This window comes from candidate division WOR-3 bacterium, assembly GCA_039802205.1.
Lineage (GTDB): Bacteria > Hydrothermota > Tepidihabitantia > SM23-42 > JAOAFX01 > JAOAFX01.
In genome coordinates this window covers 26840-50483 of the sequence record JBDRWD010000001.1, presented here as the reverse complement: position 1 = coordinate 50483, position 23644 = coordinate 26840, and the positions used below count along the sequence as shown (strand labels likewise).

The following is a 23644-nucleotide window of genomic DNA, read 5'->3' as shown; positions in this document are numbered from 1 at the left end:
ATATTTTCCTTTCGTTCAAATACTTTCCCTTACCCCTAAGAGCGGGCGGTGCTTTAAAAAGGCTCTCTGTAAATGCTTAGTTAGCGAATTGTATCGATATCAGATAATCTAACTTTTTACATAATGTGACCAAGAAATCTCTCCTTGTATTTTTGTCTTTCCACTTCGTTAAGATTACTAATGATCTCTTCGATTAATCTTTTGTATTCTTCGCGATATTCTTCAGCTTCCTTTTTCCTACCAATTTTTTCAAAAATTTTTTCTATCCACCTTAAAGCACAAACAAGCAACTCCTTGGTGCCACATTGTTTCGCCTGCTCCACAGCCTTTGATAAGATATTCAAACTATTTGTGTGATCTCCTTTTTGCATAGCGATCCGCGCTTGGATTATGAAAAGATTCGTTTCAAGAATCTTGTCCCCCATCTCCTTTGCTAGCTTCAAACCTTTCTCCAGATAACTTTCTGCATCGGCCAGGGACCCTGTTGCTAATTGAATTTCACTTAATTTTGCACAAACCCAAGCAAAGAGTCGCTTATTGCCTATCTGTTTTGCTAAATCCAGTAGTTGAGATAAAATTTTTAATGCGTTATGATAATCTTGCCTAGACATAAAAAGTTCGGATTCCGCATCCAGCGTGTAGGCAAGAATTTCTAAATCCTTCATCGCCTGAGCCTTTGTTTTTATATCCTTTAATAAACCTTCAACCTCTTCACCGTAGCCCAGTTTTATCTTTGTTATGGCCGAAGCAATAACTGAAATTGCACTATTTCTTAAATCTTTTATCCTCTGAAAGATATTGTCGCTCTTCTGAAATTCCGCAAGTGCATTTTTGTAATCGGCTAAATAATAGTAATCCCAACCAATGCTCCTTCTTATTACCGCTTCACTATAGGAGTCCTGAATATTTACCGCCTGATTTGCTGCTTTGGTATGCAATTCAATAGCCTGTGCAAGGTTGCCATAGTAAAGATAGATATCTCCGATGTTATTGGTCATATCTATTATTTGTTTTGGCTCTCCAATTATTTGGGCATTTGCTAAGGACTGCGAAAAGTACTCATAAGCCTTATCCAATTGCCACATTTGGGCATAAACAAGGCCGATATTTCCCAAGGCTCGGGTTTGGGTAAGTTTATCTCCAATTTCTGCAGCTAATTTATCCCCCTCGTGTAATTTTTCTAATGCCCTATCGATATTTCCCAAATACAAATGTGCCAATCCCATATTTACTAATACCCGGGCAAGGTTGTCTTTCTCACCTATCTCTTCAAAATATTTGTAGGCAGCACTGTAGTAATCAAGTGCTTTTTGAAAATCACCCTTCCTTTCAATTGTTAAACCGAGGTTAAGATTGGCAAAGCCCAATCCCCTTTTATCGTTTGTACCCTCGCTCAAAATTGCCACCGTTTGAAAGCATTTAAATGCTTTATCTAAATCCCCGATATGGAGATAATAATTTCCCAAGTTATTTTCTGCCAGCGCTTGAATATTCTTATCCCCAATTTTCTTTGCAATTCTCCTTGCCCTTAGCCAGTAATTCAATCCCTTTTTCGGTATCCCCATCTCTTGATAAATAATCCCAATGTTCAAGTTTGCCCCTGCTTCATCTTTTAGCGAAGATATTTTGCGCGCGAGTTTCAAAGACTTCTTTTGATTTTTAACTGCCTCTTCCAGTCTGCCGAGCAGCCGTAAAACCCAGCCCTGCCTTCTTAAAATTTCTAATTTATCCTGTATCTCTGCCGCAGATAACTCCCTTTTCTGTAACAATTGCAGTGCTAATTCAAAGAAGTTCAAAGTCTCCTTTAACGCATAAAGCCGGTAGGATTTATCGGCAGCAGATTTTAAATAAAAGATGCCCTTTCTTTCTTCATTAGAACGTGCATAGTGATAGGCAAGTTTCTCAAGATTTTCATAAATTTTTTCTCCCGGCATTTTTTCTAACTCCGCGCCAATTATAGTGTGCAACTCTTTACGCTTTGTTTTTAAAAGTGAACTGTAAACAACTTCATAAGTAGTAGGCGAGATAAATTCGTAGCCATTAGCTTCAGGAACAGAAATCAAAATCCCTTCAAAATGTTCCAATCGCTCCAGGTCTTCAATTAATCTTTCTTCGGGAACGTGCAAAATCTTACTTAGAAGGGCCGGTTCAAATGTTCTTCCTATTACTGAAGCATACTGGAGTATCCTTCTATCCATTTCCTTCAGCCGGTCAATTTGGTCTAAAATCACCGAGGAAATTGATTCAGCAACTTCTATCTTCTTGAATCGCTCGGTAGCAATATATCCTTCCTTAGTTCTTTTTATACCATTCTTTATCATTAACATTTTTAGGATTTCAATAATAAACAAAGGATTGCCCATTGATTTTTCGAATACCAAATTTTCTATCTCCTGGGCAACTTTTTCTGCACCAAGAATAGTTTTTATTAATTTTGAAGTATCCTCTCTTGCAAAATTCTTTAAAAAAATATGCTTGCAATTTTCAAAACCAAGCCAGGGGAATGCCCAGTCTGGCCGATATTCAAATAAAAAGAGAATGGCAGTTTGTTTTAATTCTTTTAGAAGATAATCGAGAATTTCAATACTGGTCGGATCGGCCCATTGCAGATCCTCAAATCGTATAAAAAGTGAATGCCTTTGGGCTTCGGTTTGTAATATCTCTTTTATTGTATTGAATATGCGTCGCTGTAATTCCTCGGGGGACAAAGTTTGTATCTCAGGAAATACTAATCTCAAGATAGCACCAATATAGGGAAGTGTATTATCAAGTGACAATCCCAGATTTTTCAATTTTAAACTTATTACCAATCTTTTTTCTTGTTCGGAAGCAGTGTTCTTCAACTGAAAGTAATTATTAAAAAACCCGATGAATAAATTATACGGAATATTCATTTCATACGGATTGCAGCGCACAGCAAATGTTAAAAATCCATTTTCTTGAGCAAGCAATTCACTTTCAATACCCAATCTTGTTTTCCCTGAGCCGGGTTCACCAGTTATGCCAATTATCGTCAAAAGATTATTCTTTGCCTGCATCAAACATTCTTTTATCGTATTTAGCTCTACTACCCGGCCAACAAATTTTATCTTTTTGATTTCGGGTAAACGGTAGTGTTCTTGAAATCCTCTAACGAGGTAATTCACCACGGGTTTTCTTTTACCTTTAACTTTGACTGCAGGCCTCTTTACTGCGTCTACAATCTCGGCAATTTTTTCATAGGTAAAATGGCTAATTACGATTTCCTTTGGGCCAGCGACACTCTCTAACCTTGCGGCGAGATTGACTGTATCTCCGATAACAGTGTACTCCATTCTTTCTTCTGAACCAACATTTAAAGCAACGGCCGGTCCGGTGTTAATTCCAATACTCATTGATAATGGAGTTGCCAATTTTTTTTCAGCATTAAATTTTTCCATTTCCTGCTGCATTTCTAAAGCCGCGCGTACTGCCCTTTCCGGATCATCATGGTGGGCGACCGGGGCACCGAATAAAACCATTAAGGCATCACCAAGGAATTTATCAACACTTCCACCATATTTGTGTACAATCCTTACCATCCTGGTGAAAAAGTCATTTATTATGTTTGCAATCTCTTCTGCATCCATTGTCTCAGATAGAGCAGTAAAACCCGATAAATCAGCAAATAAGACTGTTACAACCCTCCGTTCGCCCTCAATCCTGTTAACCTTAGGATTGAGTCTTATTTTTTCTATCACCCGTGCTGGCAGATAACGCTCATAAGCCTGAATTAAAGCCTTAATCCAATCAAGTTTCAGATTAAGAGCATCTATATATTTGTCGGCTTTTAAATAATCTCCCTGATTATCCATTGTCCAAAATTATATATTAGGAAGAGCAAAAGTCAAGCATGCACGACACTGAGTCCTCTCCATATTTTTTATAAAAAGACAAAACTCATAAGCAAGATTTGTAAGGGTAATCAATGATTTAGCGTGGGGATTTTTGTAGGGCAAGACTCTAGCCTTGTATAAATAAAAAATGCCAACCTGAGATGGTCGTCCGGTAATCGATAAAATGGTAGGCGCAGGCTTTAGCCTGCGGATAAATGTTTTTAAATCCCAGGGTATTTCGCACCCTGAAGGGTGCGGCTACCGCTAATAATTCAGCGCATAAAAATGATTTGACAGAAAGATATAATATAAAAGGTTTGTCAATTTAAGAAAAATGGATATGATTTTAACGAAAGGAGTGTTTATGAATTATTGTGGTATTGATTTGCATAAGAACTTTTTGCAAGTTCATCTCTATGACGAGCAGATGAGGGAAAGATCTACGCGACTTGAAAATGATGAGACAGCTATTCGTAGTTTCTTTGAGCCATTCCGAAATAATTGTAAAGTTGCAGTAGAAGCAACCGGCAATTGGTATTGGTTGGTAGATTTGTTAGAAGAACTCAATCTGGATGTATCATTGGTTAACCCACTCCCAACTAAGGCAATTGCTTATGCCCGTGTAAAGACCGATAAAGTAGATGCCTGGGTACTTACTCATCTATTGAGAACTAACTTTTTAGCCACCTGCTGGATACCTGACAAGGAATCGGACGTGAGGCTTTAGAAAGAGTGCCTTTATCTCCACCTTATAGTGAATTTCTCAAACAATTACTTGTCGACTTTGATTTTTTAACACCCCAGATTGATTATTGGGAAAGAAAAATCCGCGCACAGATTCCGTTTTCTGAGAATGCTCAGCGTCTGTTGGAGGTTCCGGGTATAGGTAATATTTGGGCTTTGACGATTCTTTACGAAACTGGACCGATTTGGAAGTGGCTACTGCAGCCTTGCGGGCGCGTGATATTGATCGGAAATTATTATTTTATTATCAGCGGATATTAAAAAGGAAAGGCAAGGGTATCGCAAAAGTAGCTTTGGCGCGAAAGATTGCTACCATTGTTTATTATATGTTGCGTGAGCAGATTGATTATGCTACTTGTCTGGCGAGGAATAGAATGGCTGGGTAAGCCTCTCTTTCCACTTAATCACTGAATGATTAATAGAAAGATTAGGCAGCCCAGCCACTCCGAATATATACCTTGGTCTTATATGACCGTATAGCAGTCTGGTTTAACCGTTAGGTATGATTCGGACCAAGAAATTATAATCTGAAGAAAGGAGGATGTAAAGTAAGAATTTAATTATTGACAAGCCTTTTATAGCAGTGGAGAGAACTCATGGATGGGAGGAGCTTTATTGTAGTTTCTCCAATTAAAACAATCATTCGTTGAAATTAGATATTGAAATTATGATTTGTAAACGAATTTAAAAATTTAGATTCATCCCACTTCATAAGTGCGTTTTTTTGAATTCTATAGTGTAGATATAGTAAATGTAAAATGTTAAAATTCGAACCCTCCCCCCTTCTTTTTACTTGCATAGGCAATGTCCGAAAATTTCTGTTGCAGACTTTAATAGCAAACTGAGTAAACATGGGTTCGGATTTCCAATGGTGATAGTAACAAAAAGGAAAAACATTTTATGTTGCCAATATGGATGATTTAACGGTCGAGGAAGTAAAGGGAATGAATAGTGACATAAATGATATTTTAAAACTGTCTTTTTGTATGTAAAAATTGTGCTTCTCCCCTTTTCCTTAGCTGATTGTTTCCTTCAACAATTCTTGGCACGTAATTCCGACATTAAACTTTGGAAAAAATGTCGTAATTTTTTAATAATTTTCTTAATATCCTTGGAATATATTATATACAATATATAACACCATGGTTGGTGAATATCGACTTGCAGGAAGTTATTTAGCAGTGTCTATGAATAGCTGATTGAAAAAGGAGGTAAAATGAAAAAAATTTTTATAATTGGAATATTCTGTGCCATACTAGCTTGCAAAAAGGAACAGGGTGTTTATGATTATCTTTTAAGTGTTTACGAGGATATCGTCATACCGCCTTCAGGTAATGAAAATGGCTGGATTACAATCATCGGCGGCAACCATACAGGCCAATACTATGTCTCCCCTGATGGAGATGACGATAACCCAGGAACCATAGACCAGCCGTTCAAAACAATCGCCCAAGCAGTTACCCACCTCAATCCCGGTGACACCCTTGTGGTATTTGCTAAAGACAGAAATAAAACGCCAATTATTGCGGGTGAAAATAATCTTGCCACTGCATTTGATATTTCCAATTGCAAGTACATCCGAATTGAAAACCTTGAAATAACAAGCAATAATGGTCGCAAATTCCGTGAGGCAATATCAGGAATCAACGGGCCGGTGGAACATATTATTCTTAAGGATTTGAACATTCATCATCTTGATGAATTCGGTATCGATATCGGTGATGTAAATGACTTGCAGGTAATAAGTTGTCGGATTACCTACTGCGGATTTGGATGCATCGGAGGTCCTACTGGAACACAGGGTGGTTGGCGTAATGTTTTGATAAGAGGGTGTGATCTTTCTTACAGTGGCCATTATTACCAGGGCGGTGACGGTTCAAACAGACCGTATGATCGGCCCGATGGGTTTGGGATAGAAGCTTCCGAGGGACCAATTGAGATCAGTAATACAACTGCCACCCATAATTATGGCGACGGGCTTGATTCCAAAGCCAAGCGGACTTATATCCATGAATGTATTGTTGCCAATAATTCCTGTGATGGGGTAAAATTATGGGGTGATTCCTCGCGAGTTGTGAATACTTTAATCTATGGGCGTGGGGATGGGGACAGAACAATAACTCCCTGGTCACCGATTGTGATCTGTACTGAAAATCATAATGCCTATTTCGAAATAATAAATTGCACGGTTGATGATTCTATTGGGGAAAACTACATAATGCATGTGCAGTATGATTCACCGACGATACCAGTTAATTTAAGGATAGTAAACACGATATTTTGCAGTCGCGGGAATAACGCACCTGTGATATGGCTTGCCGAAGCAGTTAATTATGATATTAAATATAATCTATTTTATGCACCAAAAGATGACAGACTCTTAATTCAGGGGAATACCACATATACTTCAGCAGAAGTAGGACAGATTGGAACGGGAAATATCTATGGCAATCCACAATTCAATTCGTTTGGTTGGGGCACTGAAGGAAATTATCATCTGAAATCAGGTAGCCCGGGTATTAATGCAGGAGATTCCTTATCTGCGCCGGCAATTGACCTTGAGGGTAAATCAAGACCACAGGGTAACGGTGTGGATATTGGCTGTTATGAGCAGTAATATAAAATACCTAAAGGTTCAAAATGCTTAAATACCTAAAAAATATGGTTGATAGGTTTGGGTTGGGATGCTGGATATATTGCACCTTTATTATTATGTCCTCTCCCTTGAGAAGAGAAGATAAAGGTGAGGGTGAAAAAACAATGCCCCCAAATATTTCACTCTCCTATGGTGGGAGAGGGTTAAAATATATGAGGAGGAAAAATGAATAACAAAAAAATCTGTACAATAATTTTTCTGTCGGGATTTTTTGTAACTGCCCGAGCAGAATCAAATGAACCAACAGAATATGACCAACCACATCCTGTTCCGCTTGAGGACCGATGGGGAAATGATGTGCGCATAGGTGATATAGACTCTCTCTGTTGCGTTTCCCTTGACATACATAGACCAACTTCACATATCATGGCTGCGTGTTACTACTACTTCAGTAATCAAACCTCAATCAACATGTATTTTTCAACAAATAGAGGTGCATCGTGGATTTATAAAGCTAACCCATTTGTTGCAAATGGAATTCTGCCGAATCCGAAACTCAGCCTCACTACTACAGGTAATCATTACTATCTTGCCGCGAATAGTTGGACGCCACATGTGGTACGGTTTTTTAGATTTCGTGTATCTGATGGTGCACAGGTTAACTTTAATAACGGTGCTCAATATATAGACTTGGTCGTCACAAATCCCGTTGATACTATTAAAGAAATAGCACTGGTCAGCGACCACGACTTCGATGATCAATACCAGAATCTATTTGCTATAACTAAAAATGGCTCCTTAAAATATTTCTACAGTGACACTGCGGGTGTGAACTGGTATGAAATCTCAACCGGCGTTACAAATGCCAGTCGGGGGCTTGATGCCTGCACCAATGAAGGATATTCCAATTATTATGCCTTCGCCTCTTATATCAAGAACAATGACTATCTGCAAATTGATGGGTTTGACTATTACGGCAACCGAACCGGCCTTTCCACAATTTTTGCGGGTCCGAATTCGCGATTTACTTCGATTGGCGCATATCATGATACAGCAATAACGGTTTACGAAAGGAGTGGCTATGCAGTAGCATATTACATCCAGTATGGAGCATCCTATAATGGTGGCAATACCTGGTTTTATTACAATCTGACTGACACCACTACCGCTGCCTGTTGTCCTGATGTTGCCGCACGAGACAATGGTGGCGAAGGTATCGCATACGCCTATGGAACAAGTGGTAGCCGCAGATTCCGATATACCTGGTGCGATTATTATGGTTCCTGGACAACACCGGTGCAGTTTGGTGACTACCAACCACCAAACAATATAAAGCCCGCGATTGAATATCTTGGCAATGATATCTATGGTTGTATTTATGTGAGTTACTCTCCAATCTATGGTGCGGCATACTTTGACCGTAATGACTGGGCAGGAATTGCAGAGAATGAAATCTATAGTGCAAAATCGGATAAAATCAAGATTTCACCCAATCCTTCAAATGGCATAACAAACATTTCTTTTTCAATTAAGAAAACGGGAAATGTTAAACTTTCACTTTATGATATATCCGGTAGATTAGTAAGAACTATTGTAAACGAAAGAAAACATGCTGGCGCCCACGCAATAACGCTAAATGGAAAAGAACTGGCGGATGGTATCTACCTTGTTAAAATGGAAACACCTGAAGGAACATTAACAAAAACGATTGCTATAATTCAAAAATGAACAATACAACAAATTTTAGGTTTGTTAAATAACCGAGGTGGAATATGATTATCACCAAAATTACAAACTTGAGTTATATTTTCTTGTTAGTTTTCTTCGCCCTGAAAGTGCTGTTTGCTAACGGAGAAAATTGTGTTGAACATATTTATAAAACTCTGGAGCGAATGAATGATGAAGAAAGGAATAATTCCGAGATTAAGTTTCTATTTGAATCTGATGAATCGTATGGAACAAAGCTACTCATAAAAACCATTGAAGAACTCTGGAATAGTGGAAATTATGAATCAGCAATTAACCAATTTTCTAAAATCGAACCATTCATCACTACTAAAGACCTCGGATTAGAAATTCACTGGAAAGAACCAATAAAAACAAAATCGGATAATCGCTGGGCACAGGATGTAAGAATCGGAAACCGCGATTCGGTATATGCGGTAGCATTCGATGTTCATCGTGCTACCGGAAATTTGTTTGTAATCGCACTCTGTCGGGATGGTTCTAATTCAGGCTGGTCTGTTAATTACTCAACCAATGGTGGTTATACCTGGTATGAACGCTACTATTATACATATTCATATCGTATAAAGACATTGAGTGCGGCAATCGTTGCAAATCATTGCTATGTATGTTTCTCAAGACCCGCTGCCCAGAATCAGGCATATCTATACCGTTTCCGGGCAACCGATGCCCAGAGGGATAGTTTTAGTAATGGCTCGTACTATGTAGAGGTTTTTTCCGTAACATCACCGGATTCAATTGATGAAATAGTATTGATCGGTGACCAGGACGACACAAATACCAGACTCTATTGTGGGGCGATCATAAACGACGGAGTTTTGCGCCTGCTCTGGGATGACCCTGAGGCAATATCCTGGAGTTCAATTGCCACCGGTATCGCTGATGCTGACCGTGGTATTGATATCTGCAAGAATGTTGGTTTCTCTCATTACTGGATGCTTATCTCATACATAGATTTTAACCACCGACTCAGAATTTACGGATTAGGCTATGGCTTATTTGAGTCCATCTCTAACAATGAACTGATTATAAATTCGGGAGGTAAAGATGAATAGAATTGCGATAATAATTATGTCAATCATTAGCATTAACTCTGGTGAGGTGATAAAGATTAAAGACAACTGGGGAAGGTATCCACTATTCAACTTAATCAAAGAGACTCCCCAGGGGGTTGAGATAATCTTCAGTATGCATGAAATGGTGATAGAAGAAAAAGAGGTTGATGGTGTAATAACTAAAACATTTAGTGTGCCAGGATTCTTTTTACCAAATAAAGAAGGCGCACCTAATATTCTCGGAACTGGAAGATATATCGCAATACCAGAAGGTTCTACTCCAAAATTGACCATCCTTGAAACACGAACCGACACATTTTATAATATTGAAGTGACACCAGCGCCTAATATCCCTATGGATAGTGATAATAAACCAATGCGTTATGTCAAAGATATGAATATCTATAGCAAAAATGAGTATTACCCGAATAGTCCGGTCTGCCTCTCCCCTATTCGGGAGATCAGAGGGGTTGATGTTGTATTACTTGGTGTTACACCATTTCAGTATAACCCGGTGACAAAAGATTTGATTGTATATAAAGACATCAAAATAAAGATTGATTTTATCGGTGGCACAGGACATTTTGGCGAAGACCGTCTTCGCAGCAGATTCTGGGAGCCCATACTTGAAAATCATATTCTGAATTATAATTCACTGCCAAAGATTGATTTCTATTCACCCGAAAGAATTAATAGCCGTGCTGGTTATGAATATATCATAATTGTTCCCAACGATGCAACATTTGAAGCCTGGGCAGATACAATAAAGAGATGGCGTAAACTCCAGGGCATATCTACTGAAGTGTATACCCTGAGCGAAGTCGGCGGTTCTGATTCGGCAAGCATTAAAAATTTTCTGCGGAATGCCTATAACACCTGGAATCCAGCGCCAGTTGCGGTCTTGTTTTTATCTGATTATCCATCGTCTGGAAGGGTATATGGAATAACATCACCGAGTTTTGCTCTTCCACCCTACCCTGATGGTGTCTCTGATAACTGGTATGTAGATTTCAATAATGATACATTGCCTGAATTGCACATTGGCCGTATCTGTGCCCAGAATAATGCCCAATTGGATACAATAATACATAAATTTCTTAATTATGAACGAAATCCACCAACTTCTACAAATTTCTATAATAACCCCCTTGTCGCCTGTTCCTGGGAAACAGACCGATGGTTCCAACTGTGTTCTGAGGTAATTCGAGGATTTTTTATCCACAATCTTGGCAAATCACCAAATCGCCAATATACAGTTTCGGGTGGTTCGCCGAGTATAGGTTGTGCTTGGTCAACTGCGACAAACACACGTTCAGTTGTTCAATACTGGTATAATGTCGGATGGCTTGATGACACGCTAAATCAGCACGATTCAACCTGGTGGAGCAATGGCAATAATATCGGAATAAGAAATGCAATAAATTCCGGTGCATTTCTGGTTCAACACCGCGACCATGGTTATGAATTCGGGTGGCAACATCCTTCTTTTACAAACAGTGACCTTGATGGTCTTACAAACCAACTTCCCCCTTTTGTTTATTCAACAAATTGTTTGACCGGGCGCTATCAGTGGAGTTATGAGTGCTTTTCTGAAAAATTCCATCGTAGAAAGTGTGGCGCATTGGGTGTTAATTGTGCTTCTACAGTAAGCCCATCATTCTGCAATGACGCATATATCTGGGGAATCTATGATTGTCTCTGGCCACAGTTTGACCCTGGTTATCCAACATTTGGTAGGATAATCGGTTCAAGTGACCTGAGACCTTGTCTGGCAATGACCTCGGGGAAATATTATCTCTCTGCCTCATCCTGGCCTGGAAACCCACAAAGCAAAAGCCTTGTCTGGCGTGAATTTCACCATTTCGGTGATTGTTTTATTACACTCTATTCAAGAACGCCATTACGTCTGACTGTAAACCATCCAATGACAATTGAACCGGGTCAGACATATTTCACAGTTACTGCAACGAGTGGGTCAGTGATTGCACTAACTGCCAATGGAGAGATTATTGGTGCGGCACTTGCTACGGGTGCACCAGTAAACATTCCGATTACCCCACAGTATTCAGGCACGGTCGTAATAACTGTGACCAAGGCGAATTATTACCGTTACAGTGCTAACATAAAAGTATTGAGTTTATCTGCTGGTGCAAATTCACAATTCACTGCAATCGGTGCCTATAAAGATACAATCCTGGTTGTTTTTGAATGCACCGGTGCTGCGGTCCCTTATTACTGCAAATATGAAACTTCTTATGATGGTGGTGCATCCTGGTACTGGGGAATTCCGGGTGGAGAAGATACAACCATTTCTGCTTGCTGCCCTGATATAACTGCGAAGATGAATGGAGGTCAGGCAATAATCTATGCTTATGGAGACGGTTCAAGCTGCAGATTCCGTTATACCTGGCGTGATTATTACGGTTCCTGGTCAACACCCGTGCAATTTGGTGATTATCGTCCAAGAAACGCTGTAAAACCATCAATTGAATACCTAGGCAATGGAGTTTATGGAAGTGTCTATGTGAGTTATTCACCGGTCTATGGCGGAGTTTATTTTGACCGAAATGATTGGCAGATTGGAATAGGTGAAAATGAATCAGAACAATCCAAAAATATTTCGTTCATTATTACACCCAATCCCAGTTCTGAATGGGCATCTCTTACATATACGAATAAAGAAGAAGACAGAATCAAAATTTCGCTTTACGATATAACTGGACGGTTGATAAAGAATGTAATCGATGAGGTTATTCCGGCTGGAAAACATACCATTAAATTAATGAACAATGAATTGCCAAGCGGTATCTATTTTGTGCGATTGGAATCTTCGGAAACGACCATTAGCAAAATAATGACGATTATCAGGTAGTAAATTCGCAAAGCGTGTAGTGGCCGAGTTTACTCGGTTTTTTAGATATCTGCAGACCGAGGTCTGCCACTACAATCAATCATTTTTCCTGTAGTGGTTGAGCTCGCTCAACCTTGATTCTTGCAGAGTAAACTCTGCCCCTACAGAATCCGATGCAGATCAAGTAATGTCATTACGAATCTATTTACCCTAAAGAAAGCACCCAATAAAAATGGAGAAGGCATAGTTTTTATTTTTCTTGACAAATTAATATAAATTTGTATAATAATACAGGCAAAAATGATGTTCTCCAATAAAAGTAAAAATTTTTCAGAACTTCCTTTTATTGGCAGAAACAACGAGTTAAAAATTTTGCAGGAAAATCTGCAATCGGCTTTTAATTACCAGGGAAAATGTGTTGTTATTAGTGGTGAGCCCGGTATTGGCAAAACCAGATTGGTGGTGGAATTTTTAAAAAACATTCAGTATGCCCCGATTACTTTTAATATCGTATTACAACCCCGAACTTCGGCAAATTTATTATTCACGGAAATTATAAATAATTACCTAAATAGAGCAGGACGTCAAATAAGGGAAATCGTCCAGGTTATTGGTCGGGAAATTTATAATAATTATTCGGAGGTGATACCTTCATTAAAAGTTTATTTTCCGTATGAACCTGTGTCTAAAAAAACTGATTTCTCAGAAATGTCTCACCATTTCATCGAATTCATAGAAAAACTTTCCCGATTCTCTTTCATTATTTTTATTTTAGAAGAAATTCAAAATGCTGAAGAAGATGTCTTTATTTTATTGAATCAACTCATAAATCGTTTGGATGGGTTGCCAATTTTAATGATCTTGACTTCAGACAATGCTAAAATTATATATAAATTACAATCAAAAAATCTAATAAAAATTACGCTCGGAAATATTGGTAAAGATGAGATATTACATTTAAATGAAATCATTTTTGCCAACAATTTAGAAGGGAAATTTTTTGATTGGCTGTTTACTCGAACAGACGGTAATCCCCTCTTTCTTAAAGAATATTTGTTGACCCTCTTAGAAAAGGGTGTTATTTATTATAATGAGTTAGAAGAAAGATGGTGCACCATACCAAATTACGAAAAAATACCAGTTTTTAAAGGTATACCCGATATTTTGAAAATAAGATTTGCAGGATTGAGTAAAAAACAGATTGAATTTCTTGAGACTGCTTCTGTTGTTGGCGAACGATTTAATTCGTCCATTTTAAAATTGAAGATTAATCTTTTAAATGACCTAACACGCAGGGGTCTCATAAGAAAAGAGCAAGAAAATTATGTTTTCAGTCATCCTATTATCAGAGAGGTAATTTATGACAATATTCCTGAAAATAGAAAACTCACTTTACATAAAAAAATGGGCGAATTTTTTGCGAAGAAAAATGACAAATATAATGCGCTGTTACATTTTGATAAAGCAGGAATTTACAAAGTTTGGATGGTAGATTATCTGTTGCACAATGCTAAAATTTCTGAAAACTTAAGAGATTTCACACGCGCGGGAAAATTTTTAGGGCAGGGCTTAAATATTGCAGAAAAGATAAAAAAATTTTCAATCAAAAAATTATTGGATATTATCGCACATTACTCTCATATTAAACTAAAAATCGGTATATACAATGATGCCATAGAATTGGCAGAAAAATATTTAAAACTCTACAAGGATGCAAAAATACCAGTAAAAAGACGGTTCTTAGAAGTATATTCAATTCTTATCAATGGATTGGTCCGAGCAGGAAAATATAATGAAGCAATAAGGAGATCCGATGAAATATTAGCCCAAATAAAGAAATTAAAATTGGATGCCTATAGTGATTTAGTTTTTGATATTATGACCAATAAGGCGTTTGCGTTAAAGTATCTTGGTGAGTTAGATAGTGCACTTGACATAGGACTTACATTGAAAAACAAAATAGAGAAAAAAACTCCTCTTATTTCGCAATACTATATCTACAATCTTTTAGGCTCAATCTTTAACACTCGTAGTGAATATAATAAGGCGATTGAATACCGGATGCTGGCCTTACAGATTGCAGAAAAGATAGGTAGTCCTTCTCTCGTCGCATCAGCCCAAGGAAATCTTGGAATTTCTTATATCAATAATTGTGATTTTGAAGAAGGTGTAAAATATCTGCTGCAACATCGGAACTATAGTATTAAGAGTGGAATGATTAGGGAACAGATAATGGCTTGTCTTAATCTTGGTGCCTGCTATCTATTCCAGGGGTATTTTAATCAAGCGGTTGAAGAATTCCAAAAAGGTATTAAATTATGCCAGGAGACAAATAACCAATCAGACCTAATCTGGTTATTAAAATATTACAGTATTGCTTTGTTTTTTATAGGCGAATACGAACGGGCATTAAAGCTATTTAAGGAAGGCATTGAACTTGCTAAAGGAATGCATAATCAGAACCTCCAATTTACCCTGATGGTATACGAAGGTTTAATTCTGTCAGTTCTTAACAAGGTAGATGAAATAAAAACATTATTTGAAGATATTAAAAAGGTATTCGGTAAAAAATATAATGAACATCCACTCTATTATTTAATCGCGGGTATTGCTTGCTTAAATAACAAAAAAGAAACCAGAAATGCATTAATAAAAAAATCATTAATCCTTGCCGAAGAGCAAAAAGATTATTCGGAATTAGTCTTTATGTTATATTTCTGCTCTAAATTGTTAAAAAATAATCCTTATAGAAGGGAGCACTTGAGAAAATTGAAATTTATTGTCCAAAAATTTAAAATGTTGGGCTGGGTGGGAAAATTAGAACCTGATACTAAAAAGATAAACCCACCGATTTTGAGAATATTTACATTCGGCCGGATGGATATTCAAAAATTAAATTCGGAGGATCTCTCTATAAAACTTCTAAACTGGCAGAAATTGAGAGATTTCTTTTCTATTTTATTAATATCAAAAATTGAAGGAAAAAGATTAACCCGGGACGAAATCGGAATATTCTTGTGGCCTGAATTTTCTAAAAAGCAGGTTACAAACAACTTTCATGTATATCTTTCTGAGTTAAAGAAAATAATAGGAAAGGATTACTTTTGTTATGAAGATGGTGTTTATTTCCTTGATAATGTATGGATTGATGCAATTGAGTTTTCTGGCTTGTTAAATGATGCTAAAATTTTATATTCGCAGGGTAAGATTCACATTGCCGAAGAGAAATTAAAGGATGCATTAAAACTTTATAAAGGCACCTTTCTTGAGGATTGTTATGGACGATGGGTTGAAGAACTACGCGAAAAGATAAATCGCCAATATCGCCAGGCGCTCTTTTTATTATCCGAAATCTATCTAAAAAAGCTGAAATTTGAAGAGGTAATTGAAAATCTACAAAAAGTTTTAATTTTAGACCCGCTTGATGAGGAGGCACATAGGTTTTTAATGAAGACATATCTTCTCAACAATGAAAAATCGAAGGCAATAGAGCAATATAAGAAATGCGCGGATCTTTTTAAAAGAGAGTATAACTGTCAACCTTCAGAAGAAACAATAAAACTATATGAAGAGATTAAAGGAAAATGACTAATAGACTTCCTAATAGGTTATAAATATAATATTAAGTGAAGAAAAATGGAATTTATATCTGTCCAAGGTGTGGGTTTTCAACGGTTGATAAGCATGAACGGTTCTGTCCGAGTTGCAAAACCAGGTTGATAGATTCCTGCCCCCATTGTGGTTCTTCTATCCGACATCCGATGGCGCAGTTCTGTCCGGTATGTGGAAAAAAGTATATTGCAAAGAAAAAATGAACAAGTTTTTTAAGAAAGGAGGTGTGATTACAAGGAGAAATAAAATAATATATCTCCATTTGTTTAGGTTGTCTTTCAGCCAAAGGCTGAAAAGTGAATAAGTAGAAATAAAGAAAGGAGAAAAAAATGAAAAGAACAATTAAGGCATTAGTGTTATTTGTAATATTGTTGGCGCCGCTTTTTGCGGTAGAAAAAGATGATAATGTTATCATAGTGCCTACCGGCTGGACAAGCGAAAAGAATGCCCTTGCAAAAGAATGGCAAGGTATGTCAATAAATGAAAAACAGTCTACACTCACGGATCTTCAGCGGAGGTTTAATAACCTGTTACCCAGATTACCCGAAGATGTTTATTCTGCTGAAGAAAATGAATATGTTGGATACAGAATTAGGCTCCAAAAACTGTGGCAAAAACTACAATCGCAACCAACCGATTGGAATTATGCTGAATTCACCTATATCTTGAACGAGGCAGAAAACTATATTAAATATTTAGAAAGAGAAAAAACACTTCCAAAGAACGAATATGAAGAAAGTGGCAGTAATTTTAATAACCCAAAATGGTTTGACCGTGATGATAATAGACAGGGAACAGGCTGGGACATGGGTTATGTTGATCTAAGTCTTGTAGATCACATCACTCCATCAGTCGCCTCTTTCAACAATTATGTATTCGTAACCGCTTCCAACTCAACTTCAGAGATTGGTAATGATACAATGTTTCTTTGGCGTTCAACAGACTACGGAAATACTTGGAGTTTATGGCATTCATATGGTTCGACAACTGCTGATCGTATTGTTTTTGACGTGGTGATCGACCCTGGGAATCAGTATTTGTATGAAGCCTATACATATATTTCATCGATTACTTCAGGTGATATATGGGTCAGACGTTTTAGCAACTTGAATGATTCTTCACAAACTATGATCTCCAATGTAGAAAACACAAGCGATTTTTGTATACAACCACACCTCAGTGTTGAACATATTTGGAGTGAGCATCGTATCTGCTGCATTTACCATAATTATACCACGGGTAATGTGGTAATTGCACAATCTACGGATCAGGGGCAGAATTGGTCAACTGTTTATACTTCCTCATGGACATCAAGCGTGTATGCAATACCCAAAGGTGCCCAAGGTGCTGCTTCCCAATCAACCGATAAATTTGTATTCGTTGCCAGAAAGTCTAATAATTCACTTGTCATCTTGGAAAGCATCTCAGGTGCACCAGGTTCCTGGATAGAGACCGAATATGTGCATTCGCAAAGTATTGACGCTATTGATGTGTCAGCATCTCATAACTATAATCGGCCAAGTGTTGTTGTTGCATTCGGATATCCTTGGACATCAACTGATTATAATGTTAGAATACTGTTCCGGATGGCAAGCGGTGGAAATTTTATATCACAATTAGTTGATGGTGATGTCGTTATGACGAAAACTCCGGTAATATCCTGTGATGGTGAGTATGCGGGTAATAACACCGGACCAGATTATTATCACTTGTCTTACTATAAAGACCATAATGGAGACAACTATTATATTCCTTTTGCTTTACGAACTCTCAATGATTCTACAGCCCTTGCTAACATGTCCAAATATGATCCCAATTACTTTGAAGTTGTCGGTGCAAATGTAATAGATACCTTAGTTTCTTCTTTCGACTTTGGCAGGCCTTATGGTTTTTATCAAATAGATATGACAACGATGTGGAATGCTACACACAATCAATGGTTCCCAGCCATTGTATGGATGCGATATTATACCTACTCCAGCGATGCTGACCCAAGATTATCATTCCCGGATGAGAATTATGGAATCTGGGAGCACAAAGAAAAACCTACTGCGCGGATAGATGTGGCCCTCTCCCCCAATCCCTCAAATGGGTCTGCAAAAGTTTCATATACCACAAAGAATCCGGGCATTGTGAAGGTATCTATTTATAATGCAAGTGGCAGATTGGTTGACAATATTGTGAACGAGTCTAAATCAGCAGGCACATATACACTCAACTTAAACAATCAGGAACTTCCCAATGGTATTTACTTTGTGCGGGTTGAAACACCTGAAGGAACTGCGACCAAGACGATGACGATAGTGCGGTAAATCCAGCAAATGGTAGGAGCGGCTTAAAGCCGCGATAAACAAAAGGGGTGGCAAAAGCCGCCCCTTTTTAAGTTGATAATGCAAACCTGAAGGTTTGCCCTACATTACAAGAAATTCCTTAACAGTTCATCAATAATCCAATCGGATTTTATTCCTTCTGCTTCAGCAGCAAAATTTGTAATTATCCGGTGTCTTAAGACTGGATGGCATACATAACGCACATCTTCAAGGTTGGGTGAAAACCTGCCATCCATTGCTGCCCGTGCCTTCGCCCCAAGTATTAAGTATTGTGATGCCCTTGGTCCTGCTCCCCAGGCAACATATTTTTTTACCATTTCTGGAGCATTATTGTTTTCGGGACGAGTCATCTCAACAAGCTCTACAGTTCTTTCAATCAATTCATCCGATACCGGTATCCGGCGTATAATCTGTTGTAAATCAGTAAAATCAGCCGCATTAATAACTTTTTTCAAGTCGGCTTTATATGCCGAGGTGGTGGTCTTTACAATCTCAATCTCTTCTTTCCGACTGGGATAGGTGATATTTATTGTGAACATAAAACGGTCAAGTTGTGCCTCGGGTAACGGATAAGTTCCTTCTTGTTCAATCGGATTTTGGGTAGCAAGAACAAAGAAAGGTATCGGTAGAGGATAAGTCTGCCCACCATAAGTGACTTTGTACTCCTGCATCGCTTGTAACAGAGCCGACTGGGTCTTGGGAGGAGCGCGATTTATCTCATCAGCCAGAACTACGTTGGCAAATATAGGTCCTTTGACGAAGCGAAAATTCCTTTTTCCCGTGGTCCGGTCTTCTTCAATTACTTCGGTTCCGGTTATATCCGAAGGCATCAAATCCGGTGTAAACTGGATACGATTAAAAGTAAGGTCGACGATCTGAGCAATGGTGTTTACGAGCATTGTCTTAGCTAGACCCGGTACGCCGATTATCAAAGAATGTCCATTACAGAATAAAGAGATTAAAACCTGTTCAATGACCGATTTTTGTCCAATAATAACCTTACTGAGTTCCTGTTCTATTTTTACTACATATTCGTGGATCTTTTGAATAGCCTTGACGCCGTTGGTTGTGGTCATTTTAATCACTCATACCGATCGACGAATTGACACTTACCCTCATAAAAATCTTTGCGCCGGGCTTCCAGCAAGTCTTCAGGATTGCCTCGAAATCGAGCTGCCGATTGAATTTTGGTCTTGTGGTTGATATTTCTAAGATTGACAACAAAGTCCTCCCAGTTGAGATCACGTAAAAGGTGGTGATCAATGACGAAGTCCTTTATTTGGGTACTGCTGATAATCTTTTTTAAATAATTCAATGCACATTCCATGTCCGTTTTTTTGTAATGGGAACCCACCAGATAAGTTGATGGTCCATCCAGAAACAAAATCTCTGGATCATTTTTTATGATGAAATTAACCGGTTCTTCAACCAGCGGTCCCTGGATATCAGAGCTGAAGACAAACCGCGTATTTTCTTCGATTAATACCATCAAAACATAACCCAGACGATTATTCTGGCCGTGATAGACCGGTGGAGAAAATGTGATTTTCGTCTGGCCAAAATTAAACGATCTGCCATCCGCGACTACAATTGAGCGGACTTTACCCTCTATTTGACTTAAGAAAAAAGCTGCCCGGTTTTTCTGGCTTTCATTAATAAATTCATGGGGATTTTTGATAAAGATCTCTTTTTCTTTAAATAATTCCGGTTCATTGGGATTATGGTGATCATAATGGTAATGCGTGATAATAATTATATCTGCCAGACACGCCCATTTTTTGATGTCCTCCCATAATTTTCTATGTCGATCAATTTCAACCTTATGTGGTGGCAAGGAAAAACGGTCCGGTGACAATGAAACTGCGGGATCAATGAATATCTTAACATCTTTTGTCTCAATAAAAGTCGCCATGCTCCGAGCGCCTAAGGAATCAAAGGCAATAGGTAAAACTTTCATATTAGAAGTATTAAATCAATAATACATGGATTCCAATAGCATTTGATTTCATGGCTTTAAATTTGCCGAAGACTCTTTTCATATTCTTTAATTAGATTTAGCCGCCGCTCGTGCCTCCCACCCTCAAACTTAGTGTTGAAAAAAGTTTCAATAATAGGTTGCCATTGTCGTTTATATTTAATTGTCCGGGCCGGCAAGACAAGAATATTCGCATCATTATGAGCCCGAGCATAATAGGCGAGTTCCCGATCGGTACAGATCGCAGCTCTTATTCCGGGGACCTTGTTTGCAGTTATTGCCATTCCTTGGCCACTAAAACAGATGATAATGCCATATTTTATTCTTTTTTTTGCTACGGCACGAGCAACATTGAGCGCGATGGTAGGATAATCTACAGGCTCCACGGAATTAGTACCATAATCGATTACACGGTGGTTTTGGGCAATAAGAAAATCCTTTATTTTGGACTTCAAACGCACACCGCGATGGTCAGCACCCACGCCGATCTTCATAGATATATCTTATTATCAAACAACCTTGGTAAGCCAGTTATGTTTATCTTCTATTCGTCCTTCAATAATATCAAAAAAGTATTTCTGAATTTTTCGGGTAATTGGTCCAGCTTTACCTTCACCAATGGTTATTTTATCAATACTCCGGATGGGAGTAACCTCAGCCGCGGAACCGGTAAAGAATACTTCATCAGCAAGATAGAGAAACTCCCGATTCAACATCTCTTGAACAAGCGGGATGCCGAGGTCTTTACATAATTGAATCACGGTATCCCGAGTTATCCCAGGTAAGATACAAGCATGGAGGGGTGGGGTATAAACGACTCCATTTTTGACAGCAAAGATATTTTCTCCTGATCCTTCACTCACATAGCCGGCATTATCAAGGGCAATACCTTCAACGAAGCCATAGACAAGCGCCTCCATTTTTATCAACTGGGAATTCATATAATTGGCGCTGCATTTTGCCATTGCCGGAAATGTATTGGGTGCCATTCTATTCCAGGAGGAAATCATTACATCAATGCCATTTTCCAGCGCATCCGCACCTAAATATTTTCCCCATTGAAGTGTAGCAATTGCTACACAGACCGGGCAGGGAAAAGGATTAACTCCGAGTTCGTTATAACCACGATAGACGATAGGTCTGACATATGCGGATTTCAACCCATTCTTTTTTATCAACTCAATGATTGCATTATTTATCTGTTCTTTGGTAAAAGGTATTTCCATACGATATATTTTTGCCGAATTGAACAATCGCTCAGTATGTTCTTTTAAGCGAAATAATACAGAACCATTAGGCGTATCATAGCAACGCAATCCTTCAAAAACCCCGGTACCATAATGAATTACATGGGACAAAATATGAATTTTAGCATCGTCCCACTTAACAAAATTTCCATCCATCCAAATATATTCGGATTTAGGCATTGCCATGGTTAAACCTCCTGTTTTGCATAACTTTATTAACTATAGTCAATTTTTCTCAAAAGTCAATATTCCCACAGCTTTTGATATAAATTTTTATATTCCTTAGCTGAATTATTCCAAGAAAAATCATATTTCATACAGTTCTCTGAAAGTTGCGCAAAAATTGTCTCCTGGCAGTATATGGTGTGCGCATACTTTAACGTATCCAACATACTCTCCGGCGAGTAAGTGTCAAAAACAAAACCGTTGCCGGCAAGGGTTACCGGATCAAATGCAAAAACTGTATCCGCAAGTCCTCCGGTTTTATGCACAATCGGTACTGTGCCGTATCTTAAACTAATCATCTGCCCGAGGCCGCATGGTTCATATTTTGAAGGCATCAAAAAGAAATCGCTGCCCGCATATATTCGATGGGCTAATTTTTCATCAAATTTAATATTTACTGAAATTTGACCCGGATAGGAATTGGCAAATTTCTTAAGTTTTTCACAATAGAACTCCTCTCCGAATCCTAGCAAAACAAAGCAGTAATTGAGTGTTAAGATATCATCAAGAACTTTTATCAGGATATCAAAGCCCTTCTGTCCAGCGATCCTTGATACCATCCCCAATAAAGGCCTTCGCGCATCAAGCAATAGTTCGCTGGTCAATGCTGATTTGTTTTTCTTCTTGCCCGCATAATTGGTGTAGGGTTCATATATCAACGGATCGTTTTCCGGATTCCATATTCGATAATCAATACCATTAAGGATACCATAAAGCTTGTCGCGGTATTTAGTTAAAACCCCTTCCAACCCGAATCCATATTCTGGAGTCTGAATTTGTCGAGCATAGGTGGGTGAAACCGTGGTGACTGCGTCAGCATAAATAATTCCTGCTTTGAGAAAATTGATGTCCCCGTAAAATTCAATACCCTCTGGGGTGAAATAATCCCATTCAATATTCAGTGCGGGAAACTTTTCGACAGGAAAGCGGCCCTGATATCCAAGATTGTGAATTGTAAAAACCGTTTTGATATTCAATCCATATTTTTTGATATATAAAGGTATCAACCCTGTCTGCCAATCATGGCAGTGGACAACATCAAATTTTACTTCTTTTAACAGGCATACCACCGCTTGGGCAAAAAGAGTGAAACGCTCAAAATTGTCTGGATAATCCCCGGCAGATGTGCCGTAAAGACCTTCGCGCTGGAAATACGCTGGATAATCAACAAAATATGCTTTCCCATCGCTGAATATGGCAATTTTTTTTCTACCTCCAAAATCAACCTCCACATCCATAATTTTTTCTCCCATAATTCCTTGGTATCGAGGTAAAATGAGAGAAACTTGGAGACCTAAATTAGTTAAGTATACCGGAAGTGCCCCACAAACATCCGCCAGGCCTCCGGTTTTAGCATATGGTACTGCCTCAGGAGTGACAAAAGCAATTTTCATCTATCTCCGTTCTTT

Annotated in this window: 15 protein-coding genes; 9 read left to right on the top strand and 6 right to left on the bottom strand. The window is 38.3% G+C overall.

Annotation, left to right across the window (positions count from 1 at the left end; all coding sequences use genetic code 11):
- Positions 1 to 116: 116 nt before the first annotated feature.
- On the bottom strand, positions 117 to 3833 hold the full coding sequence (locus ABIL39_00190; protein ID MEO0164545.1) for a tetratricopeptide repeat protein: 3717 nt from the start codon (positions 3831 to 3833) through the stop codon (positions 117 to 119).
- Positions 3834 to 4188: 355 nt separating this feature from the next.
- Between ABIL39_00190 and ABIL39_00185 the strand changes: the two genes are divergently transcribed.
- The 9 genes from ABIL39_00185 to ABIL39_00145 all read left to right on the top strand — a co-directional run bounded on the left by ABIL39_00185 (position 4189) and on the right by ABIL39_00145 (position 18770).
- Positions 4189 to 4581 (top strand): transposase, encoded by a 393-nt coding sequence (locus ABIL39_00185; GenBank protein MEO0164544.1) that lies wholly within the window; start codon positions 4189 to 4191, stop codon positions 4579 to 4581.
- 166 nt (positions 4582 to 4747) lie between these two features.
- Positions 4748 to 4984, top strand: a complete 237-nt coding sequence (locus ABIL39_00180) for a hypothetical protein (GenBank protein ID MEO0164543.1) — start codon at positions 4748 to 4750, stop codon at positions 4982 to 4984.
- An 830-nt stretch (positions 4985 to 5814) separates the two neighbouring features.
- Entirely contained in the window at positions 5815 to 7215 is a 1401-nt protein-coding gene (locus tag ABIL39_00175) for a right-handed parallel beta-helix repeat-containing protein (protein MEO0164542.1), read from the top strand.
- Between the two features lie 204 nt (positions 7216 to 7419).
- Positions 7420 to 8922, top strand: coding sequence for a T9SS type A sorting domain-containing protein (locus tag ABIL39_00170; protein ID MEO0164541.1), 1503 nt, complete (start codon positions 7420 to 7422; stop codon positions 8920 to 8922).
- Positions 8923 to 8966: 44 nt separating this feature from the next.
- Positions 8967 to 9995 (top strand): hypothetical protein, encoded by a 1029-nt coding sequence (locus tag ABIL39_00165; protein MEO0164540.1) that lies wholly within the window; start codon positions 8967 to 8969, stop codon positions 9993 to 9995.
- Positions 9988 to 12867, top strand: coding sequence for a C25 family cysteine peptidase (locus ABIL39_00160; GenBank protein MEO0164539.1), 2880 nt, complete (start codon positions 9988 to 9990; stop codon positions 12865 to 12867). Before ABIL39_00165 ends, ABIL39_00160 begins: the two co-directional genes overlap by 8 nt.
- A gap of 279 nt (positions 12868 to 13146) precedes the next feature.
- Entirely contained in the window at positions 13147 to 16434 is a 3288-nt protein-coding gene (locus ABIL39_00155) for a BTAD domain-containing putative transcriptional regulator (protein MEO0164538.1), read from the top strand.
- 38 nt (positions 16435 to 16472) lie between these two features.
- Positions 16473 to 16661, top strand: a complete 189-nt coding sequence (locus ABIL39_00150; protein MEO0164537.1) for a zinc ribbon domain-containing protein — start codon at positions 16473 to 16475, stop codon at positions 16659 to 16661.
- 126 nt (positions 16662 to 16787) lie between these two features.
- Positions 16788 to 18770 carry a T9SS type A sorting domain-containing protein gene (locus tag ABIL39_00145; GenBank protein ID MEO0164536.1) on the top strand — a complete coding sequence of 661 codons (1983 nt, stop codon included), beginning with the start codon at positions 16788 to 16790 and terminating at the stop codon, positions 18768 to 18770.
- A gap of 104 nt (positions 18771 to 18874) precedes the next feature.
- On the opposite strand, the gene ABIL39_00140 is transcribed toward ABIL39_00145, so the two are convergent.
- From ABIL39_00140 to glgA, 5 genes are read right to left on the bottom strand one after another with little or no spacing between them, the layout of a single operon-like run.
- Positions 18875 to 19864 (bottom strand): MoxR family ATPase, encoded by a 990-nt coding sequence (locus ABIL39_00140; protein MEO0164535.1) that lies wholly within the window; start codon positions 19862 to 19864, stop codon positions 18875 to 18877.
- Positions 19865 to 19869: 5 nt separating this feature from the next.
- A complete protein-coding gene (locus tag ABIL39_00135; protein MEO0164534.1) occupies positions 19870 to 20745 on the bottom strand; it encodes a hypothetical protein in 876 nt (291 codons plus the stop codon).
- A gap of 56 nt (positions 20746 to 20801) precedes the next feature.
- Positions 20802 to 21257 (bottom strand): ribose 5-phosphate isomerase B, encoded by a 456-nt coding sequence (gene rpiB, locus ABIL39_00130; protein ID MEO0164533.1) that lies wholly within the window; start codon positions 21255 to 21257, stop codon positions 20802 to 20804.
- A 15-nt stretch (positions 21258 to 21272) separates the two neighbouring features.
- Positions 21273 to 22196 (bottom strand): branched-chain amino acid transaminase, encoded by a 924-nt coding sequence (locus ABIL39_00125; protein MEO0164532.1) that lies wholly within the window; start codon positions 22194 to 22196, stop codon positions 21273 to 21275.
- A 56-nt stretch (positions 22197 to 22252) separates the two neighbouring features.
- Positions 22253 to 23629 (bottom strand): glycogen synthase GlgA, encoded by a 1377-nt coding sequence (gene glgA / locus ABIL39_00120; GenBank protein ID MEO0164531.1) that lies wholly within the window; start codon positions 23627 to 23629, stop codon positions 22253 to 22255.
- Between the last annotated feature and the right edge of the window lie 15 nt (positions 23630 to 23644).